This window comes from Euhalothece natronophila Z-M001 (assembly GCF_007904085.1).
Taxonomy (GTDB): Bacteria; Cyanobacteriota; Cyanobacteriia; order Cyanobacteriales; family Rubidibacteraceae; genus Halothece; species Halothece natronophila.
In genome coordinates, this window is the sequence record NZ_CP042326.1 from 1,289,764 (window position 1) to 1,307,121 (window position 17,358).

Genomic DNA, 17,358 nt, shown 5'->3' on the forward strand with positions numbered 1-17,358 from the left:
TGATACAAAATATCTTAGTTAATTAGATTCTTTCCTTTTTCCTTCTTTTCGACGGGGTGTAGGTTTAGAAATATCCTTTTTTCGGGATGGAGAAATAATTTTTTTATTTTTGTTATTTACTTTTTTAGGTTTATCTTTATAGCTAATTTTAGTTATTTTCTCGGCGTAAGTTGCTACTAACTCTGTTCCCTTTAACTGTGCATCGAATTCCCAAAAATACCCTAATTTTTCTTCATCTTCTGGTAAAGTTCCATTGAGTTTAACCTTAAAAAAGCTAGACTTTTCTTGAGATTTCTTTTTAATTTTTATAATTATTTTTTGTTCCGCTTCTGAATAAAAAACTAATTCTCCTCGAATTGAAAAATATCCTGCTTGCGCGTTAACTTTTTTAACAGTTTCTTCCTCCAACTTTTCAGCGCGTAGGGAGGATTCGGTTAAAGTTTGGGGTTCCCAAATTCCAGCGACTTGTAAATGTAAATAATTTTGTTTCTGGCGAGTACGCGGATAAACCACCCAAAGATGTGGTTCTTCTAGATTAATATGTTTTTTGACTACACTAATAACACGCCCTAGAAGCACAGTTTCTAAAGTAGTATCTTCTGATAAAATTAATTTCCCTGAGGTGAATTTCTCATCATCAGGTTGATAAACCCCCCACACTAAACCAATCGCGCGATATTGAGTCTCATGGGTAGGTGGTGGGATAGGATGTTGTAAAAATTTTTCTTGATCGTGAGCCATATTGGTGATTAGTAATATTTAGTTTGCTTTCCCCTACTCACTGATATAGTGACGTACTGCATCATATAGATCAGGCTGTTGACTATTAAACCAAGTAATTTCTGCTTGAGAGGTAAACCAAGTTCGTTGTCGTTTTGCAAATTGGCGAGTATGAAGAACAATTAATTCTTCGGCGGTTTCTAAGTCAGTTTCTCCTGCTAAATAGTCTTTGATTTCTTGATATCCTAGCGTATCCAATAAGGGAAGTGACCAGCCATATTTCTCAATCAATCCTTTTACTTCTGTAATCAATCCTAAATCTAACATTTTCTGGGTACGAGTTTGGATTCTTTTTGTTAACTCTTCTGGAGAACAGTCTAACCCAATTTGTTGGATCGGATAAGAAGGGGGATTTTCCCCTTGTTGTTCACTAATTGGTTTTCCTGTCACATAAAAAACTTCTAAAGCCCGTAGGGTTCGCACCTGATCATTGGGATGGATTTTTGTTGCAGCTTTGGGATCAACTTGCTGTAAAAATGCATACAGTTGAGATTGACCAAGAGATTTTAAGCGCGATCGCAGTTCTGGATGCGCGGGAACTCTGGGAATTTTTAATCCTTTAGTTATAGCTTTAATATATAACCCCGTTCCGCCGACTAATAATAATGGGGAATAAGGAAGAGATGTAATTAAATGATTTGCTTTATCCTGATACTCTGCTACAGTTAATGAATGTCTAGGATCACAAATATCAATTAAATAATGAGAAATTAAGGCTTGTTCTTCTGGAGTCGGTTTAGCGGTTCCAATATTAAAGTCACGATACACTTGTCGGGAATCAGCACTTAAAATCACTGTATTTAATTCTTGAGCCAGTTTTAAGGCTAATCTTGATTTTCCCGTTGCAGTTGGACCACAAATAACAATTAATTTCGTTGACATTGATTTAACCAGATAGCTGAAAGAAGACACTTACATTTTTTTTCAACCTTAGAAACGCAATGGAAAATCTTCTAACCAGAGGCTAACTGGTACTGCATTTCCTCTTTCATCCACTTTAGCTTCCACAACAAACGGACGTTCCCCTGTTTCATCCGCTTGTAAATTACGAATCCTCTGGTTCAACTCTTCTCGTTGTTGCTCAGGGAAATAATAACGCTCTAAGCCATAATTTACCCATCTATTATCTAATTCTCCCTTAATCGCTATTTGTTCATTACCTAGTTCTACGGGACGCTGATAACGCACAGCAATTGCTTCCCAAGGTGTAGGATGAGAAGATTCACTTTCAGTTTCTGGGGCTTGTAGGATTACATAAAGAGAGGTTCCATCTGGTGGAAGCGTCTCATCTTCATCATCACGAGTTTGGCGGACGACACTTTCCCACCCGTTTAAGGTTTCCAGTTTTTCTACTTGCGAGATATTGTAGCGCAGGGTTTGGGAATATCCCCTTAGGAGGTCATAAGGATCAACTGGGACAGTTTGTAATACCACTTCTGTTCCAGTGAGATGAGTATAAATTGCTTGAGCTGGAATACTGGCAATTAAAGCAATTTGGCAGGTAAGGGGTAAGACAAAACGAACGAAAGGAAGACTATTCATAAACAATTGTTAGCAAAACACCAGATCTGTATCCGTTGTAATGGTTGAGAGATTTATTTCTGGATAACATGGGAGTAAAGGAGAAATTGCTCTTACTGAGCAGGGGATTGCTGTCAGTTTTATGGATATGCAACTTATTAATATTGGATTTGGGAATATTGTTTGCGCTAATCGGGTGGTTGCGATTGTTAGTCCTGAGTCAGCCCCTATCAAGCGGATTATTACAGACGCGCGCGATCGCGGTCATTTAATAGATGCCACTTATGGTCGGCGCACACGAGCTGTTATTATTACGGACTCTGGTCATATTATTTTATCAGCCATTCAACCGGAAACAGTTGCTAATCGCTTTATTTTAAGCAAAGATAATCAAGTAGCAACAAACTAACAGAGGAATGACCAGCGGTAAATTAATTGTGATTACAGGTCCTAGTGGCGTGGGTAAAGGAACGCTTGTCAAGTTGCTTCTTGCTCATCATCCTGACCTGAGTTTATCGGTTTCTGCCACCACTCGCCCCCCCCGGGAAGGAGAGACAGAGGGAAAAGATTACTTTTTCTTGTCTCGTGACCAATTTGAAAACATGATCGAAACAGGAGAACTTTTGGAATGGGCTGAATATGCTGGAAATTATTATGGAACGCCACGTCAAGGGGTAGAAGAAAAGCTACAAGCAGAAGAATGGGTAGTTTTAGAAATTGAAGTTGTGGGTGCCAGAAAAATTAAACAGAGTTTTCCTGAAGCTACTCGCGTTTTCATTTTACCCCCTTCTCTAGCGGTTTTAGAAGAACGCTTGATAAAACGAGGAAAAGATAGCAAAGCAGCGATCGCGCAACGTCTCGAACACGCTGAAACAGAAATTGCTGCCGCTGAAGAATTTGAGTTTTGTGTAGTCAATGATGATCTCGATCGTTCTTTAGTCAAGCTAGAAAAGATCATCTTTCAGCCATCCCAAAAGGATTAATGACTCACCCCTTTACCAAAAAACTTTGGCGGTTCCGAGAGGGTAAAAATTTCTTGATGCTGCGCGATCGCGCGACGAACATAAACTGGTGTCTGTAACAACCCCAATAAAGTTACTCCATCCACTAACTTGAAATTTCCAGTAGTTTTTTCCTGTAACAATTGGTCAACTACACTTGGTTCAGGGCGAGTGTTAATAGGCGTATGAGAAGAGACAGTAACACTCCAAGGTTCACCATAAGTCGGAACAAAAGTCGTATAAGAAACATTATTTTCAAAAACCGTTTTCAAAGTATTGAATAGCCGAGCATGAGTAGCAATATAAGGAGGGGCAACCGGACCTGCTTGTAAAACAAACTTGCCATCAGGAGCTAATACCCGATTCACTTTCTCATAAAATTCCTTGGTAAATAACTTAAAAGAAGGACCCTCTTCAATGGGATCAGAAAGATCACTAATCACCACATCCCATTGCTCTTCACTTTGATCTAATACCTCCAAAGCATCTCCAATCACTAATTCTGTCCGCGGATCAGAAAAAGCCCCTTGATGCATCTCTGGCAAATGAGTTTGACAGGCTTCTACTACTTCCCCATCAATATCTACCATTTTTACCTTTTCTACACTTTGCCAGCGTAAAACTTCGCGAATGGTTGCTCCTTCACCACCGCCTAAAACCAGCACTTTTTTCGGAGCCTGGTGCATAATCATCGCTGGATGTACTAGAGCTTCATGGTAGAGAAACTCATCGGCAGTGGAAGATTGCCATTTTCCATCTAGAACTAGTCCCTTACCATAAGCCCCAGATTGGACAATATACATTTCCTGAAATGCTGTTTTTTTGTAGGTAAGGATTTCTGTAACCCCATGAACATAAATATCCCAAGGGGTTATATACTCACTAATCCAAAGATCAGCTTCTAAATTGCTACCTGCCATAATGAATCTCCTTCAATTTTAATCTCAGAGATTCTAAAATTACCATGATTATAAGTTTGCTACAATCGGAATCGCATCAACTGGGATCCTGAAGCTACGTATTTTAAAAACAATTATTTATGGCAAAAACCTACACCGTCGAAATTCACCATCAAGGCAAAACCCACACTATTTCCGTCCCTGAAGATAAAACAGTTCTCGAAACTGCCCATCAAGAGGGAATTGATCTCCCTAGTTCCTGTACTGCTGGCGTTTGCACCACTTGTGCTGGACTTCTTTTAGAAGGAGAAGTGGATCAAACCGATGGCATGGGGGTATCAGAAGAATTACAATCAGAAGGCTATGCCCTGCTTTGTGTCGCCTATCCTCGCTCTGACTTGAAGATTCAATCCGAGAAAGAAGACGAGGTTTATAAGCGACAGTTTCAACAACCTTAACTTTCCCCAAGACAGGGAGTTTTTCCTCTCTGTCTATTATTCTTCAAGGTTTTCAGAGGAATCTTGATTGCGTTGGCGTAAAAGTTCTTGTTGTTGCTGACGAAACTCACTAGCTGCTCCGTCGAGATTGCGTTCTTGACGCTGACGAAAATGCTCCATAGAGTGTCCACCGCCTAAATTAGAACGATGGATTAAATCAAAAGGACTTAACCCGTCGCCAAAGCCACTGGAAAATGCATCTTGCTCATTGCGATTGCTAGGACGCTCTACTTCTAAATCATTGCGACTTTGCCCATAGGCTGGGAAGAGTGTTGATCCCAATACAGCAAAGCTCAAGCTTAAACTTAAACCTAAAAATAAATGACGGATCATAAGGCAAATAGTAGTTTTATTAATATACTGCTTTTACCTATAGTTTAACGATAACGTTAAAAAAAATGTAAATTGATTTTTCTTTACTTCAATTTCTTTGACTGCATCAACCTTCCTTGAATAGAGGGTTTTAAGACTTTGTAGCCAGTGGCACATGCAATTCGGGGTCGAAAAATGAGTAGAAGTTATGCTATTGTTAAAAAAAGTTAAGTAGCCTGTCTTTCTATTGTCTGGCGAAACCCCTGACATGAATAGAGTCAAGGACAGTGTAATAAGAATTAACTTTTTCGACTGTTTAAGGAGACTTTCTTAACAATTCAGTTAGGAATGGGTTATCCTAGATGAATAAAAGCACGTAAAACTTAGTATTCTTGCAAAAATTTATTAAGCAAGAGGATTTGAAACAATGACAATTGCAGTAGGACGCGCCCAACAACAAAGAGGGATCTTCGACCTAGTCGATGATTGGCTCAAGCGCGACAGATTCGTCTTTATCGGCTGGTCTGGTTTACTCCTATTCCCCTGTGCTTACCTAGCCATTGGGGGATGGTTAACCGGAACCACCTTTGTCACCTCGTGGTACACCCACGGACTAGCCAGCTCTTACCTAGAAGGCTGTAACTTCTTAACCGTAGCGGTATCAACACCAGCAGATGCCTTCGGACATTCCCTATTGTTCTTATGGGGACCGGAAGCGAACTGGGACTTTGTACGCTGGTGTCAAATCGGCGGTTTATGGACCTTTACCGCCCTACACGGTGCTTTCGGACTGATTGGCTTCATGCTACGTCAGTTTGAAATTGCCCGTCTAGTGGGGGTACGACCCTATAACGCGATCGCGTTTTCAGGTCCGATTGCCGTATTTGTGAGCGTCTTCCTCATGTATCCCTTAGGGCAATCGAGTTGGTTCTTTGCCCCCTCATTTGGCGTAGCTGGAATCTTCCGCTTCATTCTATTCTTCCAAGGATTCCACAACTGGACCTTAAATCCCTTCCACATGATGGGAGTAGCAGGAATCTTAGGCGGTGCGCTTCTGTGTGCCATTCACGGAGCAACGGTAGAAAACACCCTATTTGAAGACGGAGACGGAAGTAACAACACCTTCCGAGCCTTCAATCCCACCCAATCCGAAGAAACCTACTCCATGGTAACTGCCAACCGTTTCTGGAGTCAGATTTTCGGCATTGCCTTCTCCAACAAACGGTGGTTACACTTCTTCATGCTGTTTGTGCCAGTAACAGGGCTATGGATGGCTTCAGTCGGAGTAGTAGGCTTAGGATTAAACCTTCGTGCCTATGACTTCGTCTCTCAAGAAATTCGGGCAGCAGAAGACCCTGAATTTGAAACCTTCTATACCAAGAACATCTTATTAAACGAAGGTCTCCGTGCTTGGATGGCAACGGATGACCAACCCCATCAGAAGTTTGAATTCCCAGAGGAGGTACTTCCCCGTGGTAACGCTCTCTAATACATTTGTCGGTACTGGTCGTGATCAAGAATCCAGTGGTTACGCATGGTGGGCTGGAAATGCCCGTTTAATCAACCTTTCTGGAAAATTGCTGGGTGCTCACGTCGCCCATGCTGGTCTCATCGTTTTCTGGGCTGGTGCAATGACCTTATTTGAAGTAGGTCACTTTGTCCCAGAAAAGCCCATGTATGAACAAGGCTTAATCCTTCTCCCTCACCTCGCCACCCTAGGCTGGGGTGTTGGACCTGGTGGAGAAGTTGTTGATACATTCCCCTATTTCGTCGTTGGAGTATTACACTTAATTTCCTCCGCAGTTCTCGGTTTAGGTGGTATCTATCACGCCGTTCGTGGGCCAGAAACCTTAGAAGAGTACTCTTCCTTCTTTGGTTATGACTGGAAAGATAAGAATAAAATGACCACCATTTTAGGCTTCCACCTCATTGTTTTAGGCATTGGAGCTTTATTACTGGTGTTCAAAGCCGTATTCTTTGGTGGTGTTTACGATACTTGGGCTCCCGGCGGCGGTGATGTCCGCGTAATCAATAATCCCACTCTCAACCCCGCTGCGATTTTTGGCTACATTGTTAGCTCTCCTTGGGGAGGAAATGGCTGGGTTGTCGGTGTTGACAACATGGAAGACATCATCGGTGGTCACATCTGGGTTGGTTTAATTTGCATCGCTGGTGGTGTTTGGCACATTTTAACCAAACCCTTTGGCTGGGCTCGTCGGGCTTTTGTCTGGTCTGGTGAAGCCTATCTTTCCTACAGCCTTGGCGCTCTTTCCTTAATGGGCTTCATTGCTTCAGCGATGGTTTGGTTTAACAACACTGCCTATCCCAGTGAGTTCTATGGCCCCACTAATGCCGAAGCGTCTCAAGCACAGGCTTTCTTATTCTTAGCTCGTGACCAACGCTTAGGGGCAAACATTGCAACTTCTCAAGGTCCTACCGGTCTTGGTAAGTATTTAATGCGCTCTCCTACAGGTGAGATTATTCTCGGTGGTGAAACCATGCGCTTCTGGGACTTCCGTGGCCCTTGGTTAGAACCTCTACGCGGACCTAATGGTCTTGATGTTGACAAAATCAGAAATGATATTCAGCCTTGGCAACTTCGCCGTGCTGCTGAATACATGACTCACGCACCTAACGGTTCTATCAACTCCGTTGGTGGTATTATTACCGAACCTAACTCCTTCAACTACGTTAACCTTCGTCAATGGTTAGCTGGTTCTCACTTTGTTTTAGCCTTCTTCTTCTTAATTGGCCACTTGTGGCACGCAGGTCGCGCTCGTGCTGCCGCAGCTGGCTTTGAAAAAGGTCTTAACCGTGAGACTGAACCAGTTCTATCCATGCCTGAACTTGACTAGTTTGAAGTTAACTAGTTAGTCTTTAGCTCTACCTAACACGAAAAGCCCTCTCCGTTGCGAGAGGGTTTTTTGTTAATGCTTTTTAAAGAGAGGGGTTAGTTTTCGTCATAAAATCGTTGTTGGTGCGTTGGATCTATTTTCCAATCTTCATTTTCCCCTCCGATAATCATCTGTTTCACATTGAGAAAATCCTCACTCAGTTGTCGCAGGGCATTAATCAAAACATCCAATGCTACAGGATCACTTGTTCCTAAGTCAAACCAGCAACGCCCCCAAGTTTCTTTATATTCAAAGTCTCCCATATTGTGCATTACAGAGAGTAAAGTTTTGCTTGCCTCTTCGTGGTCATATTCCATATAACTCAGGTCAATGCCTGTTTCCATTACTTGGAAGTTTTCAGCGTTAAATCCTCCTAGTTTCCCTAAATAAAACCAAGAATTAAATAATTCTTCAACATATTGACGTTCTGTAATCGAGGGAATTGTATCAAATTCCAACCAAATCCAAAGATCAAAGGGATTAAACTCACGAAATTTTACTTCCATTTTATTATTAGTTACAGATAACTTTGGTTTTTATTTTCTCATTGTTGTACTCCTCCTAAAGTTTAGTCAAAGAAACTTTATAACCCACATTCCGCACCCCAACTTTCACATTGTTCTTTAGCACCAACTAAAAAGAGAAGAGTAGAGATTCTCGCTACTATTTGTTAAATCAAACCAGTGACTTATAGTTCAGGGGTTTGAGAATTAGGTAAAATCCCTTGATAGGCTTCCCAGAAATCTGTATAACAGGTGTGACATTGACGGTAAACTGGTGGTAAAGAGTTCCATAATTTCCTAGCTGCGGCGCGATCGCGCAATCAGCGAAACTCCTCCGCTAAACTAGACTTGAGAGTCGTAATTCACTCAATCAACCATGAGTCAAAAATTAGAAGCAATCTTTGATGGTACAAGTCTTCAACCTATGATTCCCTTAACCTTAAAGCCAGGAACACGAGTCCGTATTATCGTTGAGAGTGTAGAAGCTAGCACAGAAGATCAATCGAAAAGTTTTCTACAAACCGCTAAATCTCTTAATCTAGAAGGGAATCCAGATTGGTCGGAAAATCTTGATCAATATTTATATTCACAAGATTCAGAATGATTGAAGTTTTTCTTGACGCTTTAACTGCTGATCGCTATTTTAGCCAAGCAGGATTTAGAGCTTTATTAATCTCTAATTGAACGCGATCGCGCAATCAGTAAACTTACGATGTTCAGGAGAAGTGCAAGGTGATATGATCAAACCTAACAGAAGAGAAGGGAAAGCAGTGAGATGGAGATTAAAGCCTTAATTCAAGCCGAATTAGACACTTTTTCCGAAAAACAATTAAAACAGCTTTATCGTATTATCAAAAACCTTAAACAAGACACAACGAAAAGCATTCGAGATCAGGAGCAACTAAAGAATTTCTGGGAAGAAGATCAGGTTGGGAATGTTCTGCGTGAGGATCAACCCCCTCGCACTCCAGGTTTATTATCTGGAAAGTTGGGAGATGCTTTTTTTGAACCTTTACCAGAAGACGAGTTACAGCAATAGTTAGGCTATTTACGCGATCGCGCAATCAGTAAACTTGCGATATTCAGGAGAAGTTAACATCTTCATAAATGGTACTGACGCTGATTTTAGAATTGATTGTTTGTAAGGTCAGAGATTCATCATCAGACCGATAAAATTTGAGTAACCAATTTCCTTCTGAGGTACGCTGAAAATAATCGATGCGCTTTTGTTTGGTGCTAATCAATAAATATTCTTTTAAAGTTTCTATTGTTTGGTAATCTATAAATTTATCTCCTCGGTCAAAAGCTTCTGTGGAATCTGATAGAACTTCAATGATTAAGCAAGGAAACTGCTTATAAAGTGATGTGTCTCGATCATTTGGGTTACAGGTGACTAGAATATCAGGATAATAAAAGCGATTAAGAGACTGAATTTTTAATTTCATATCTGATAGATAAACTCGGCAACTTGAGCCACGCAGGTGAAATTTTAATTCACTAGCTACATTCAGCGCGATCGTCACATGAGTATCAGTTGCACCTGCCATCGGATAAACTTTACCATTAATATATTCATGTTTGACTTGACTTTTTTCTTCTTGCTTTAGATAGTCTTCTGGAGATAGGTAAGTCGATTGAGGAGAAGTAACCATTGTCTTTAGACCTTAATTTTTTTCACGCGATCGCGCTTTTCAGTAAACTTGCGATGTTCAGGAGAATAGAACTTTAAAGCAAACTCTTTTCAAGAATGTTAAACCGTTTCAATTTGTTGAAGTTGACGGACGATTGTATCATCAAGTTCAATCGGAGAAATAACCAGTAATTCCTGCTTTTCAAGTCGAATCACGGTCATTCTTGTTCCAACACTTAGTCCAAAATATTGCAAAGGCTGTTCAGCAACCCAAATATCTTGATCAATTTCTCTCATCAAAGTCTGCGTATCCCAGAAAGGTGGGCAGAACCCACCTCAATTTTACCTATTTACTCGCACCCGTTGGCATTCCTAAAATGTCCTCAATTTTGGGCATTTCTTCTAACGGAATCACGCGACCTTCTTCCTCAAAATTCTCAATTTGATCAAAGTTGAGATAACGATACAAATCATCAGCAAAGGGATTAATTTTCTCTTGGACAATAGCGAGATATTCATCCACGGTGGGAATATAACCCAACAACGCACAAACCGCAGCTAACTCCGCAGAACCGAGATAAACCCGTGCGCCTTTCCCCATGCGATTATTAAAGTTACGGGTAGAAGTGGAAAATACTGTGGCTTCATCTTCAACACGGGCTTGGTTTCCCATACACAGAGAACAACCCGGCATTTCCGTTCGCGCACCAGCCGCGGCAAACACGCCATAAACGCCCTCTTCACGCAGTTGTTTCTCATCCATGCGAGTAGGCGGACAAACCCAGAGGCGAACTTTCACTTTCCCTGCATCTTCCAGAACTTTCGCTGCGGCGCGATAGTGACCAATGTTGGTCATGCAAGAACCAATGAAGACTTCATCAATTTTATCCCCAGCGCATTCTGACATTAATTTCACATTATCAGGGTCATTGGGAGCTGCGACAACAGGTTCTTTAATTTCGTTGAGGTTAACTTCTACAACATCAGCATATTCTGCATCTTCATCGGCTTCTAATAATTCAGGATTATCCAACCATTCCTGCATTTTTGCTGCCCGACGTAACAGGGTACGAGAGTCTTGATAACCTCGCGCTACCATGTTTTTAATCAGGGCAATATTGGAACGGAGATATTCGGAAATCGTCTCTTTCCCTAACTTAATCGTACAGCCAGAACAAGACCGTTCCGCGGTCGCATCCGTTAATTCAAAGGCTTGTTCCACTTTTAGATCAGGTAAGCCTTCCATCTCCATAATGCGACCCGAGAAGACATTTTCTTTAACTTCTGTTCCGACAGTTAATTTCCCTTCTTGAATCGCAACATAGGGAATGGCGTTAACAATATCTCGTAGCGTTACACCCGGCTGTAATTCTCCTGTGAAACGGACTAAGACTGATTCTGGCATATCTAGAGGCATAACGCCTAAGGCTGCGGCAAACGCCACTAAACCAGACCCTGCGGGGAAAGAAATTCCGAGAGGGAAACGAGTGTGAGAGTCACCACCCGTACCAACAGTATCAGGAAGTAACATCCGATTTAACCAAGAATGGATAATGCCATCTCCCGGTTTTAAGGAAACGCCGCCTCTGTCAGCAAAGAAGTCGGGAAGTTGTTGATGGGTTTTTACATCCACGGGTTTAGGATAGGCTGCGGTGTGACAGAAACTTTGGAGTACAAAGTCCGCATTAAAGCCCAAACAAGCCAGTTCTTTTAATTCATCCCGTGTCATCGGACCGGTGGTGTCTTGTGACCCAACAGTGGTCATAATGGGTTCACAGGAAGTCCCTGGACGCACACCTGGAAGTCCACAAGCGCGTCCCACCATTTTTTGGGCAAGGGTAAAGCCTTTATTATTTTCTTGGGGAACTTCGGGACGGGTGAAGAGGGAGGTTACTTCTAAGCCTAGTGCTTCTCGGGTTTTATCGGTTAAGGCGCGTCCAATGAGAAGAGGGATACGTCCACCAGCGCGAACTTCATCTAAGATAGTGTTGGGTTTTGGGGTAAAGGTGGTGAGGGTTTCTCCTGCTTCGTTAGTAATCTTCCCTTCGTAGGGATAGATGGTGATGACATCCCCGGTGTTCATTTGGGTAACATCGCATTCAATGGGAAATGCACCAGAGTCTTCTGCGGTATTGAAGAAAATGGGGGCAATTTTTCCGCCAAGAATATAACCACCAGCGCGTTTATTGGGAACGTTGGGAATATCATCTCCAATGTGCCACAATAGGGAGTTAATGGCAGATTTACGGGAAGAGCCAGTTCCTACTACATCGCCGACATAGGCAACAGGTAAGCCTTTTTCTTTTAGTTGGGCAATTTGTTCTAGTCCCTCTGGCATCCGTGACTCTAACATGGCAAGGGCATGAAGAGGAATATCAGGGCGTGTAGTGGCGTGTGTTGCTGGAGAAAGATCGTCGGTGTTCGTTTCCCCTGGAACTTTAAAGACGGTAACGGTAATTGCTTCGGGGACTTCTGGCTTATTCTTAAACCAAGTCCCTTGGGCCCATTCGTCGATTACCTGTTTAGCATAAGCATTATTTTGGGAGAGATCAAAAACATCATTAAACGCATCAAAGGCGAGAATGGTGTTGCTGAGTGCGGTAGCTGCTTTTTGAGCAAGATTAGAATCAGAGGATTGGAGAAATTCAATTAAAGATTGGACATTGTATCCCCCAACCATAGTTCCTAAGAGTTCTACCGCTTCTTCGGGGGTAAGGAGAGGAGAGGTAATTTCCTGTTTACCAATGGCGGTGAGGAAACTGGCTTTGACATAGGCTGCTTCGTCAACACCTGGGGGAACGCGATCGCGCAATAGATATAATAATTCTTCTTCTGTCCCTTCAGGAGGCTGTTTTAATAGTTCACATAATTCGGACGTTTGCTCGGCATTTAAGGCAAGAGGAGGAATTCCTTGTTTTTCCCGTTCTGCTGTATGTGTGCGATACGCTTCTAACATTTTTGACTGTGTTCTCCTATAATTGCTCTATACTAGTTCACCGATTATAGATTTATGTATTTATTGTTATTGTATCAAGCGCACCATCTCGTAAAGCTCAATGGGCAATGAGTTTGACAATTATAATACTTAATCATAACGATATGTCATACAAAATAGATCAATCATTGCTACAAGTGACTGCTCTAAAAACTTTCCTTACTCTTTTTAATAAAGGAAAAATATAATTGATCAGGATTGTTTTATTTTCATATATTGGTTTCATTTAGTAATTTCAATTTCTTAATTTTGATCCACAGAGTGAATCTTGAAGGAAATTATGTTTACTTCCCCCATCCAAAACTAAAATGATAATGGGGAAAAGTAAACCTAGTATTTTTTAACTATCTAAATCTTCATCAGTAGCTGGAGTTGCCCCAGAAACGGTAACAAGATCAATTTGCTGACGATAATAGTCAACACTTTTTACTTGTACTTTTACCCGTGATCCCAGTCGATAGGCAATCCTATTTTTACGTCCCACTAAACAAGCATGACGGGCGCGATATTCATACCAATCATCTTTAAGAGAACTAACATGAACTAATCCTTCCACTAATAAGTCTTCAATTTCTACGAAAAAGCCATAGGATTGTACGCCTGTAATTAAACCAGAAAAGACTTCTCCTGTGCGTTCCTTCATTTTTTCGGCTTTATTAAGCCCTTTCAAGTCGTTTTCTGCATCTTCTACCATCTTGTCTCGTTCATTGAGATGATGAATAAAGCTAGCAATTTCTTCTTCGTATTCTGTAGCCATAGCAGGAGGAAGTACTTTCCAGTTAATTTTGCCATGACTGGTATTACTGTGGAGATCAACCCCTTCTTTTTGGGTTCTCACTCGCCGATCGCGCCCTTCGTGAAACACAGATTTTAAAATCCGTTGGTTCCACAAGTCAGCATAACGTCTTCCTGGAGAAATACAAGGGCTGTAAGGGCGATTCAAGGCTAAACCAAAATGTTCACTGGGTTTGGTGCTATATTTGGCTAGTTTGAGAGTGGACTTGAGGAAAAACATCAATACCCGAGAAGCATCGGAGTTGGCAATTTGTTGGCTAAAGTTTTGGTAATCTTGAGGGCGCAGTTCATCCTCATTTTCTAATTCGAGAGTTAACCCCAAGTTATTTCCCAATTTCATTAAGTCTTCAATTTCAGTGTAATCAGAAATATGTTGTACTCGATAAATTCCAGGTACACCAAGGGCTTGTAAATGCTGTCCCACTGCTTGTCCTGCCAAAATCATTAATTCTGTTAATAAAGCCCGTACAGGAAGGGAAGAAGTTGCAACTACTGTACCTAAGCGTCCTTCATCTTTAAATCCTCCTTGGGCTTCGGGTAATTCAATTTCAAAACCTCCCCGTTGTACCCGTTGCGATTTCACAACTGGACTCAAATTAAAGAATAAGTCATTGAGAAGTTCTGCAGTAGCGGTGTTGTTATCAGTTCCGAGAAGAGATTGGGCTTGTTGATAGCTAACTTGTTCATCCACACGAATTACACTTTCTTGAATTTCAAACCCTTCTATCTCTCCCATGGAATTGAGGGTTAACAAGATACTTACCGCAAGACGATCTTCCCCTGGGATTAAAGAAGCACATTGTTGCACTTCTGGGGGAAATAAAGGAATAACAAAATCATTTAAAAAGACCGCTGTTCCCCGTTGTTTGGCAGCGGTGTCCATTGCGGAATCTTTAGGAACATAATGGGCAATATCAGCAATATGAATTCCTAATTCCCAGTTTCCCTCCTTCGTTTTGTTTAAGGTAAGGGCATTTTCAATCAAGGAATCGGTGTTTTCTGAGGTTTCTTCAAGAGTAACGGTGAATAAATCTCGATAATCAACTCGCTTTTGTAAAGTCTTTTCATCGAGGGTGGGAGTTAAGGCTTTTGCTTCTTTGAGGGCTGTTGCGGAAAACTGTCTGGGAAGATCATGTTTACAACAGACAATATCTGTATCTGCAGCTTCTTCTGCATCACTGCCTAAAATTTTCGTGACGCGACCTACAGGAGGATGATCCCCAAGAGGATATCGTAAGACTTCCAGGTGAACTAAATGATCTACAGCACTTTCTAAGTCTTGTCCGTCGGGGCTAAGATCCAGTTCAAACAATAACCGATCATCAAGGGGAACCGCTTGATAGTCTTTTTCGCTGTTGTCTTCTACCTTTCTGACTTGGGCAAGGAGAGAGGGATTTGCGCGATCGAGAATTACTTGCACTTCTCCTTCAGGAGAGCGGCGACGGCTTCCATCTTTAATCACTTTCACTAAAACGCGATCGCCGTTCCAAGCACTACCAAGATAGGATTCTCGTACATAAATATCATCTGTTCCTTCCTGATCTTGAATAGCGAAACAAAAACCTTTACTCGAACAACGCAATTTCGCTTCCACCACATCATCTTGTGGAACACGACGGTACTTTCCCCTTTCTTTGACAATCACTCCAACTCGTTCGAGGGCATCAAGGGCAATTTGTAGTTTTTGAATACTTGACTCCTCTTGCAAGTTTAGTTTTTTTTCGAGAACTTTTGGGGCGACTAGTTTATTATCACTTAAGTGGGAAAGAATTGTAGCGATTGAAAATTCCATCTGATATCAGTATCTCTTCAGGTTCACTTCCGATTAATTCAACAAGAAACGCTACTACTGCGCGATCGTTATTTTACAGGGGAATAAGTTTCCCATCTTTAAAACCGAACACTTATCAGCCTAGCAAAGGAGATTAGTTGTGATGTCTTTGGAGCGCATCAATTTCCATTGCCAGTTATAGCGTAGATCCACTAATAACGATTAAACTACAGTAGTAGTGTCATCTCAATTTATTTTATCTCTTTTTGCTCTCATTATTGCTTTATCTCTAAAGAAGAAAGCACTCACGAGGCATTAATTAATAACCATTATTATGTTTGAGCAATTTCGCAGTCATTTTCCTCGGGGAAGTCTCATTAGCGAACTGGTACAAATTGATCACGGCAAATACATTGTCCGCGCTACAGTACAAAATGAGGGATTAACCCTTGCAACAGGACTAGCGGCGGCTGATACTGTGGAACAAGCCGAAGATCAAGCTCGCATTCGGGCCTTAGCAGTTTTAAACATTTCTATAAGTTCTTCTAAATCGGTACATCATTCTCCTCAAAGTTATTCTCAGGAGAAAACGCCACGCCCCACTGCTTCGTCTCAAACGGCTAATGCGAGTTCCTCGTCCTTGTCTCAAAATCTTTCATCAGAGGTTTCTTTTTCTGTAGAGAGTGAAGAAAAACCTGTAACGGAACTTTCTCAATCATCTCAGGAAACCATCTCCGAACCCGAAACATCTGAATCAACAGTGAATGGTTCTGGTGAAAGTCACAGTAGCGATGAAAACTTCATCGATCATTCTGATATTATTGCTCGCACTAACGTAGAGTTACGAAGATTACAATGGACGAGCGAACAGGGGAGGAAATTTCTGCAAGAAACCTATGGCAAACGATCGCGCACTTTGCTCTCAGAGTCAGAGCTATTACAGTTTCTAGAATACTTAGAGAAACAACCTACCCCACCCCAGCAAGAATAAACAGGAGGAGGTAGGATCTTCAGAAAGAAAATTAAGAGGGAGGGTTACTTGCAGAAGGACGACGTTCAATAATGCGATCAATTAAGCCATATTCTAGAGACTCTTGAGGCGACATAAAGAAGTCACGTTCTGTGTCTTCTTGAATTTTTTCTAGAGGTTGACCGGTATGTTGCGCGAGATAGTTGTTTAGTTGTCCTTTGAGATACAGAATCTCTTTGGCTTGAATTTCAATATCGGAGGCTTGACCTTGCGCTCCCCCTAAGGGTTGGTGAATCATGATTCGAGAATGGGGTAGGCTGAGACGTTTACCTGGCTCTCCCGCACTGAGGAGAAACGCCCCCATACTGGCAGCTAATCCCAAGCAAATAGTAGAAACATTGGGAGTAATTTGGTTCATGGTGTCAAAAATGCCCATACCGGCACTGACAGAACCACCAGGAGAGTTAATGTAGAGATAAATATCTTTTTCTGGTTCTTCTGCTTCCAAGTAAAGCATTTGGGCAACAATGAGATTGGCAATTTCATCATCTACCTGCTGCCCTAAGAAGACAATTCTTTCTCGTAGAAGACGAGAGTAGATATCAAAAGCGCGTTCGCCACGACCAGAGGTTTCAATAACGGTAGGGATCATATAAAGTTAGTTTTTTGTTGCTAGCTAATTGTCGTCTGCTCTTTAAGTTTGAGCTTTTTAGGGAGTGAAACCCCGTTGATGACTATCGAAACAATCTATGGATTAAACCCACATTGATTTAGGGTTTTTTCTAATAAT

Annotated in this window: 20 protein-coding genes; 8 read left to right on the top strand and 12 right to left on the bottom strand. The window is 41.6% G+C overall.

Translation table 11 applies throughout. The features are described 5' to 3' along the window. Positions 1 to 18 precede the first annotated feature (18 nt). Genes FRE64_RS06095 through FRE64_RS06105 form a run of 3 tightly spaced genes read right to left on the bottom strand, consistent with a single transcriptional unit; the run spans position 19 to position 2,322 of the window. Positions 19 to 741, bottom strand: a complete 723-nt coding sequence (locus FRE64_RS06095) for a hypothetical protein (RefSeq protein WP_146295137.1) — start codon at positions 739 to 741, stop codon at positions 19 to 21. 33 nt (positions 742 to 774) lie between these two features. Further along, positions 775 to 1,662, bottom strand: a complete 888-nt coding sequence (gene miaA, locus FRE64_RS06100) for a tRNA (adenosine(37)-N6)-dimethylallyltransferase MiaA (protein ID WP_146295138.1) — start codon at positions 1,660 to 1,662, stop codon at positions 775 to 777. A 48-nt stretch (positions 1,663 to 1,710) separates the two neighbouring features. Beyond that, complete coding sequence (locus tag FRE64_RS06105; RefSeq protein WP_146295139.1) at positions 1,711 to 2,322, bottom strand: GDYXXLXY domain-containing protein; 612 nt, start codon at positions 2,320 to 2,322, stop codon at positions 1,711 to 1,713. Positions 2,323 to 2,443: 121 nt separating this feature from the next. Here FRE64_RS06105 and remA point away from each other — a divergent pair, with 121 nt between their 5' ends. Together remA and gmk are read left to right on the top strand one after the other, a co-directional pair. Continuing rightward, positions 2,444 to 2,710, top strand: a complete 267-nt coding sequence (remA, locus tag FRE64_RS06110; RefSeq protein ID WP_146295140.1) for an extracellular matrix/biofilm regulator RemA — start codon at positions 2,444 to 2,446, stop codon at positions 2,708 to 2,710. Positions 2,711 to 2,717: 7 nt separating this feature from the next. Continuing rightward, positions 2,718 to 3,284, top strand: coding sequence for a guanylate kinase (gene gmk, locus FRE64_RS06115; RefSeq protein ID WP_146295141.1), 567 nt, complete (start codon positions 2,718 to 2,720; stop codon positions 3,282 to 3,284). Here the strand turns inward: gmk and FRE64_RS06120 are convergent. After that, positions 3,281 to 4,222: a spermine/spermidine synthase domain-containing protein gene (locus tag FRE64_RS06120; protein ID WP_146295142.1), complete on the bottom strand. Its 942-nt coding sequence runs from the start codon at positions 4,220 to 4,222 to the stop codon at positions 3,281 to 3,283. The genes gmk and FRE64_RS06120 overlap by 4 nt on opposite strands. A 119-nt stretch (positions 4,223 to 4,341) precedes the next feature. Here FRE64_RS06120 and FRE64_RS06125 point away from each other — a divergent pair, with 119 nt between their 5' ends. After that, positions 4,342 to 4,659: a 2Fe-2S iron-sulfur cluster-binding protein gene (locus FRE64_RS06125; RefSeq protein ID WP_146295143.1), complete on the top strand. Its 318-nt coding sequence runs from the start codon at positions 4,342 to 4,344 to the stop codon at positions 4,657 to 4,659. Positions 4,660 to 4,695: 36 nt separating this feature from the next. Here FRE64_RS06125 and FRE64_RS06130 read toward each other — a convergent pair whose 3' ends face one another. Beyond that, positions 4,696 to 5,031: a hypothetical protein gene (locus tag FRE64_RS06130; RefSeq protein ID WP_146295144.1), complete on the bottom strand. Its 336-nt coding sequence runs from the start codon at positions 5,029 to 5,031 to the stop codon at positions 4,696 to 4,698. A gap of 406 nt (positions 5,032 to 5,437) precedes the next feature. Here FRE64_RS06130 and psbD point away from each other — a divergent pair, with 406 nt between their 5' ends. Continuing rightward, positions 5,438 to 6,499 carry a photosystem II D2 protein (photosystem q(a) protein) gene (gene psbD, locus FRE64_RS06135; protein ID WP_146295145.1) on the top strand — a complete coding sequence of 354 codons (1,062 nt, stop codon included), beginning with the start codon at positions 5,438 to 5,440 and terminating at the stop codon, positions 6,497 to 6,499. After that, positions 6,483 to 7,865, top strand: coding sequence for a photosystem II reaction center protein CP43 (gene psbC, locus FRE64_RS06140; protein ID WP_146295146.1), 1,383 nt, complete (start codon positions 6,483 to 6,485; stop codon positions 7,863 to 7,865). Before psbD ends, psbC begins: the two co-directional genes overlap by 17 nt. A gap of 95 nt (positions 7,866 to 7,960) precedes the next feature. Here the strand turns inward: psbC and FRE64_RS06145 are convergent, their stop codons facing one another. Together FRE64_RS06145 and FRE64_RS17835 are read right to left on the bottom strand one after the other, a co-directional pair. Next, on the bottom strand, positions 7,961 to 8,410 hold the full coding sequence (locus FRE64_RS06145; RefSeq protein WP_146295147.1) for a DUF3531 family protein: 450 nt from the start codon (positions 8,408 to 8,410) through the stop codon (positions 7,961 to 7,963). Positions 8,411 to 8,592: 182 nt separating this feature from the next. After that, positions 8,593 to 8,727 carry a hypothetical protein gene (locus FRE64_RS17835; protein WP_390622259.1) on the bottom strand — a complete coding sequence of 45 codons (135 nt, stop codon included), beginning with the start codon at positions 8,725 to 8,727 and terminating at the stop codon, positions 8,593 to 8,595. Positions 8,728 to 8,783: 56 nt separating this feature from the next. Between FRE64_RS17835 and FRE64_RS06155 the strand changes: the two genes are divergently transcribed. Beyond that, on the top strand, positions 8,784 to 9,011 hold the full coding sequence (locus FRE64_RS06155; protein WP_146295148.1) for an antitoxin family protein: 228 nt from the start codon (positions 8,784 to 8,786) through the stop codon (positions 9,009 to 9,011). Positions 9,012 to 9,182: 171 nt separating this feature from the next. Next, the gene (locus FRE64_RS06160) at positions 9,183 to 9,446 is read left to right on the top strand and encodes a hypothetical protein (RefSeq protein ID WP_146295149.1); all 264 of its coding nucleotides are present in this window, start codon (positions 9,183 to 9,185) and stop codon (positions 9,444 to 9,446) included. A 43-nt stretch (positions 9,447 to 9,489) separates the two neighbouring features. Here FRE64_RS06160 and FRE64_RS06165 read toward each other — a convergent pair whose 3' ends face one another. From FRE64_RS06165 to FRE64_RS06180, 4 genes are all read right to left on the bottom strand, one after another. Then, a complete protein-coding gene (locus FRE64_RS06165; RefSeq protein ID WP_146295150.1) occupies positions 9,490 to 10,059 on the bottom strand; it encodes a Uma2 family endonuclease in 570 nt (189 codons plus the stop codon). A gap of 98 nt (positions 10,060 to 10,157) precedes the next feature. Beyond that, the gene (locus tag FRE64_RS06170; protein ID WP_222597868.1) at positions 10,158 to 10,334 is read right to left on the bottom strand and encodes a DUF4336 domain-containing protein; all 177 of its coding nucleotides are present in this window, start codon (positions 10,332 to 10,334) and stop codon (positions 10,158 to 10,160) included. 49 nt (positions 10,335 to 10,383) lie between these two features. Further along, positions 10,384 to 12,993, bottom strand: a complete 2,610-nt coding sequence (gene acnB / locus FRE64_RS06175) for a bifunctional aconitate hydratase 2/2-methylisocitrate dehydratase (RefSeq protein WP_146295152.1) — start codon at positions 12,991 to 12,993, stop codon at positions 10,384 to 10,386. A gap of 379 nt (positions 12,994 to 13,372) precedes the next feature. Further along, the gene (locus tag FRE64_RS06180) at positions 13,373 to 15,619 is read right to left on the bottom strand and encodes a ribonuclease R family protein (RefSeq protein ID WP_146295153.1); all 2,247 of its coding nucleotides are present in this window, start codon (positions 15,617 to 15,619) and stop codon (positions 13,373 to 13,375) included. A 313-nt stretch (positions 15,620 to 15,932) separates the two neighbouring features. Here FRE64_RS06180 and FRE64_RS06185 point away from each other — a divergent pair, with 313 nt between their 5' ends. Then, a complete protein-coding gene (locus tag FRE64_RS06185; RefSeq protein ID WP_146295154.1) occupies positions 15,933 to 16,589 on the top strand; it encodes a hypothetical protein in 657 nt (218 codons plus the stop codon). Between the two features lie 31 nt (positions 16,590 to 16,620). Here the strand turns inward: FRE64_RS06185 and clpP are convergent, their stop codons facing one another. Beyond that, positions 16,621 to 17,220, bottom strand: coding sequence for an ATP-dependent Clp endopeptidase proteolytic subunit ClpP (gene clpP, locus FRE64_RS06190; RefSeq protein ID WP_146295155.1), 600 nt, complete (start codon positions 17,218 to 17,220; stop codon positions 16,621 to 16,623). Positions 17,221 to 17,358: the final 138 nt, after the last annotated feature.

Coding starts and splice junctions, on each gene's coding strand:
- FRE64_RS06095 (WP_146295137.1), bottom strand. CDS start 741: ATGGCTCACGATCAAGAAAAATTTTTACAACATCCTATCCCACCACCT.
- miaA (WP_146295138.1), bottom strand. CDS start 1,662: ATGTCAACGAAATTAATTGTTATTTGTGGTCCAACTGCAACGGGAAAA.
- FRE64_RS06105 (WP_146295139.1), bottom strand. CDS start 2,322: ATGAATAGTCTTCCTTTCGTTCGTTTTGTCTTACCCCTTACCTGCCAA.
- remA (WP_146295140.1), top strand. CDS start 2,444: ATGGATATGCAACTTATTAATATTGGATTTGGGAATATTGTTTGCGCT.
- gmk (WP_146295141.1), top strand. CDS start 2,718: ATGACCAGCGGTAAATTAATTGTGATTACAGGTCCTAGTGGCGTGGGT.
- FRE64_RS06120 (WP_146295142.1), bottom strand. CDS start 4,222: ATGGCAGGTAGCAATTTAGAAGCTGATCTTTGGATTAGTGAGTATATA.
- FRE64_RS06125 (WP_146295143.1), top strand. CDS start 4,342: ATGGCAAAAACCTACACCGTCGAAATTCACCATCAAGGCAAAACCCAC.
- FRE64_RS06130 (WP_146295144.1), bottom strand. CDS start 5,031: ATGATCCGTCATTTATTTTTAGGTTTAAGTTTAAGCTTGAGCTTTGCT.
- psbD (WP_146295145.1), top strand. CDS start 5,438: ATGACAATTGCAGTAGGACGCGCCCAACAACAAAGAGGGATCTTCGAC.
- FRE64_RS06145 (WP_146295147.1), bottom strand. CDS start 8,410: ATGGAAGTAAAATTTCGTGAGTTTAATCCCTTTGATCTTTGGATTTGG.
- FRE64_RS06155 (WP_146295148.1), top strand. CDS start 8,784: ATGAGTCAAAAATTAGAAGCAATCTTTGATGGTACAAGTCTTCAACCT.
- FRE64_RS06160 (WP_146295149.1), top strand. CDS start 9,183: ATGGAGATTAAAGCCTTAATTCAAGCCGAATTAGACACTTTTTCCGAA.
- FRE64_RS06165 (WP_146295150.1), bottom strand. CDS start 10,059: ATGGTTACTTCTCCTCAATCGACTTACCTATCTCCAGAAGACTATCTA.
- FRE64_RS06170 (WP_222597868.1), bottom strand. CDS start 10,334: ATGAGAGAAATTGATCAAGATATTTGGGTTGCTGAACAGCCTTTGCAA.
- acnB (WP_146295152.1), bottom strand. CDS start 12,993: ATGTTAGAAGCGTATCGCACACATACAGCAGAACGGGAAAAACAAGGA.
- FRE64_RS06180 (WP_146295153.1), bottom strand. CDS start 15,619: ATGGAATTTTCAATCGCTACAATTCTTTCCCACTTAAGTGATAATAAA.
- FRE64_RS06185 (WP_146295154.1), top strand. CDS start 15,933: ATGTTTGAGCAATTTCGCAGTCATTTTCCTCGGGGAAGTCTCATTAGC.
- clpP (WP_146295155.1), bottom strand. CDS start 17,220: ATGATCCCTACCGTTATTGAAACCTCTGGTCGTGGCGAACGCGCTTTT.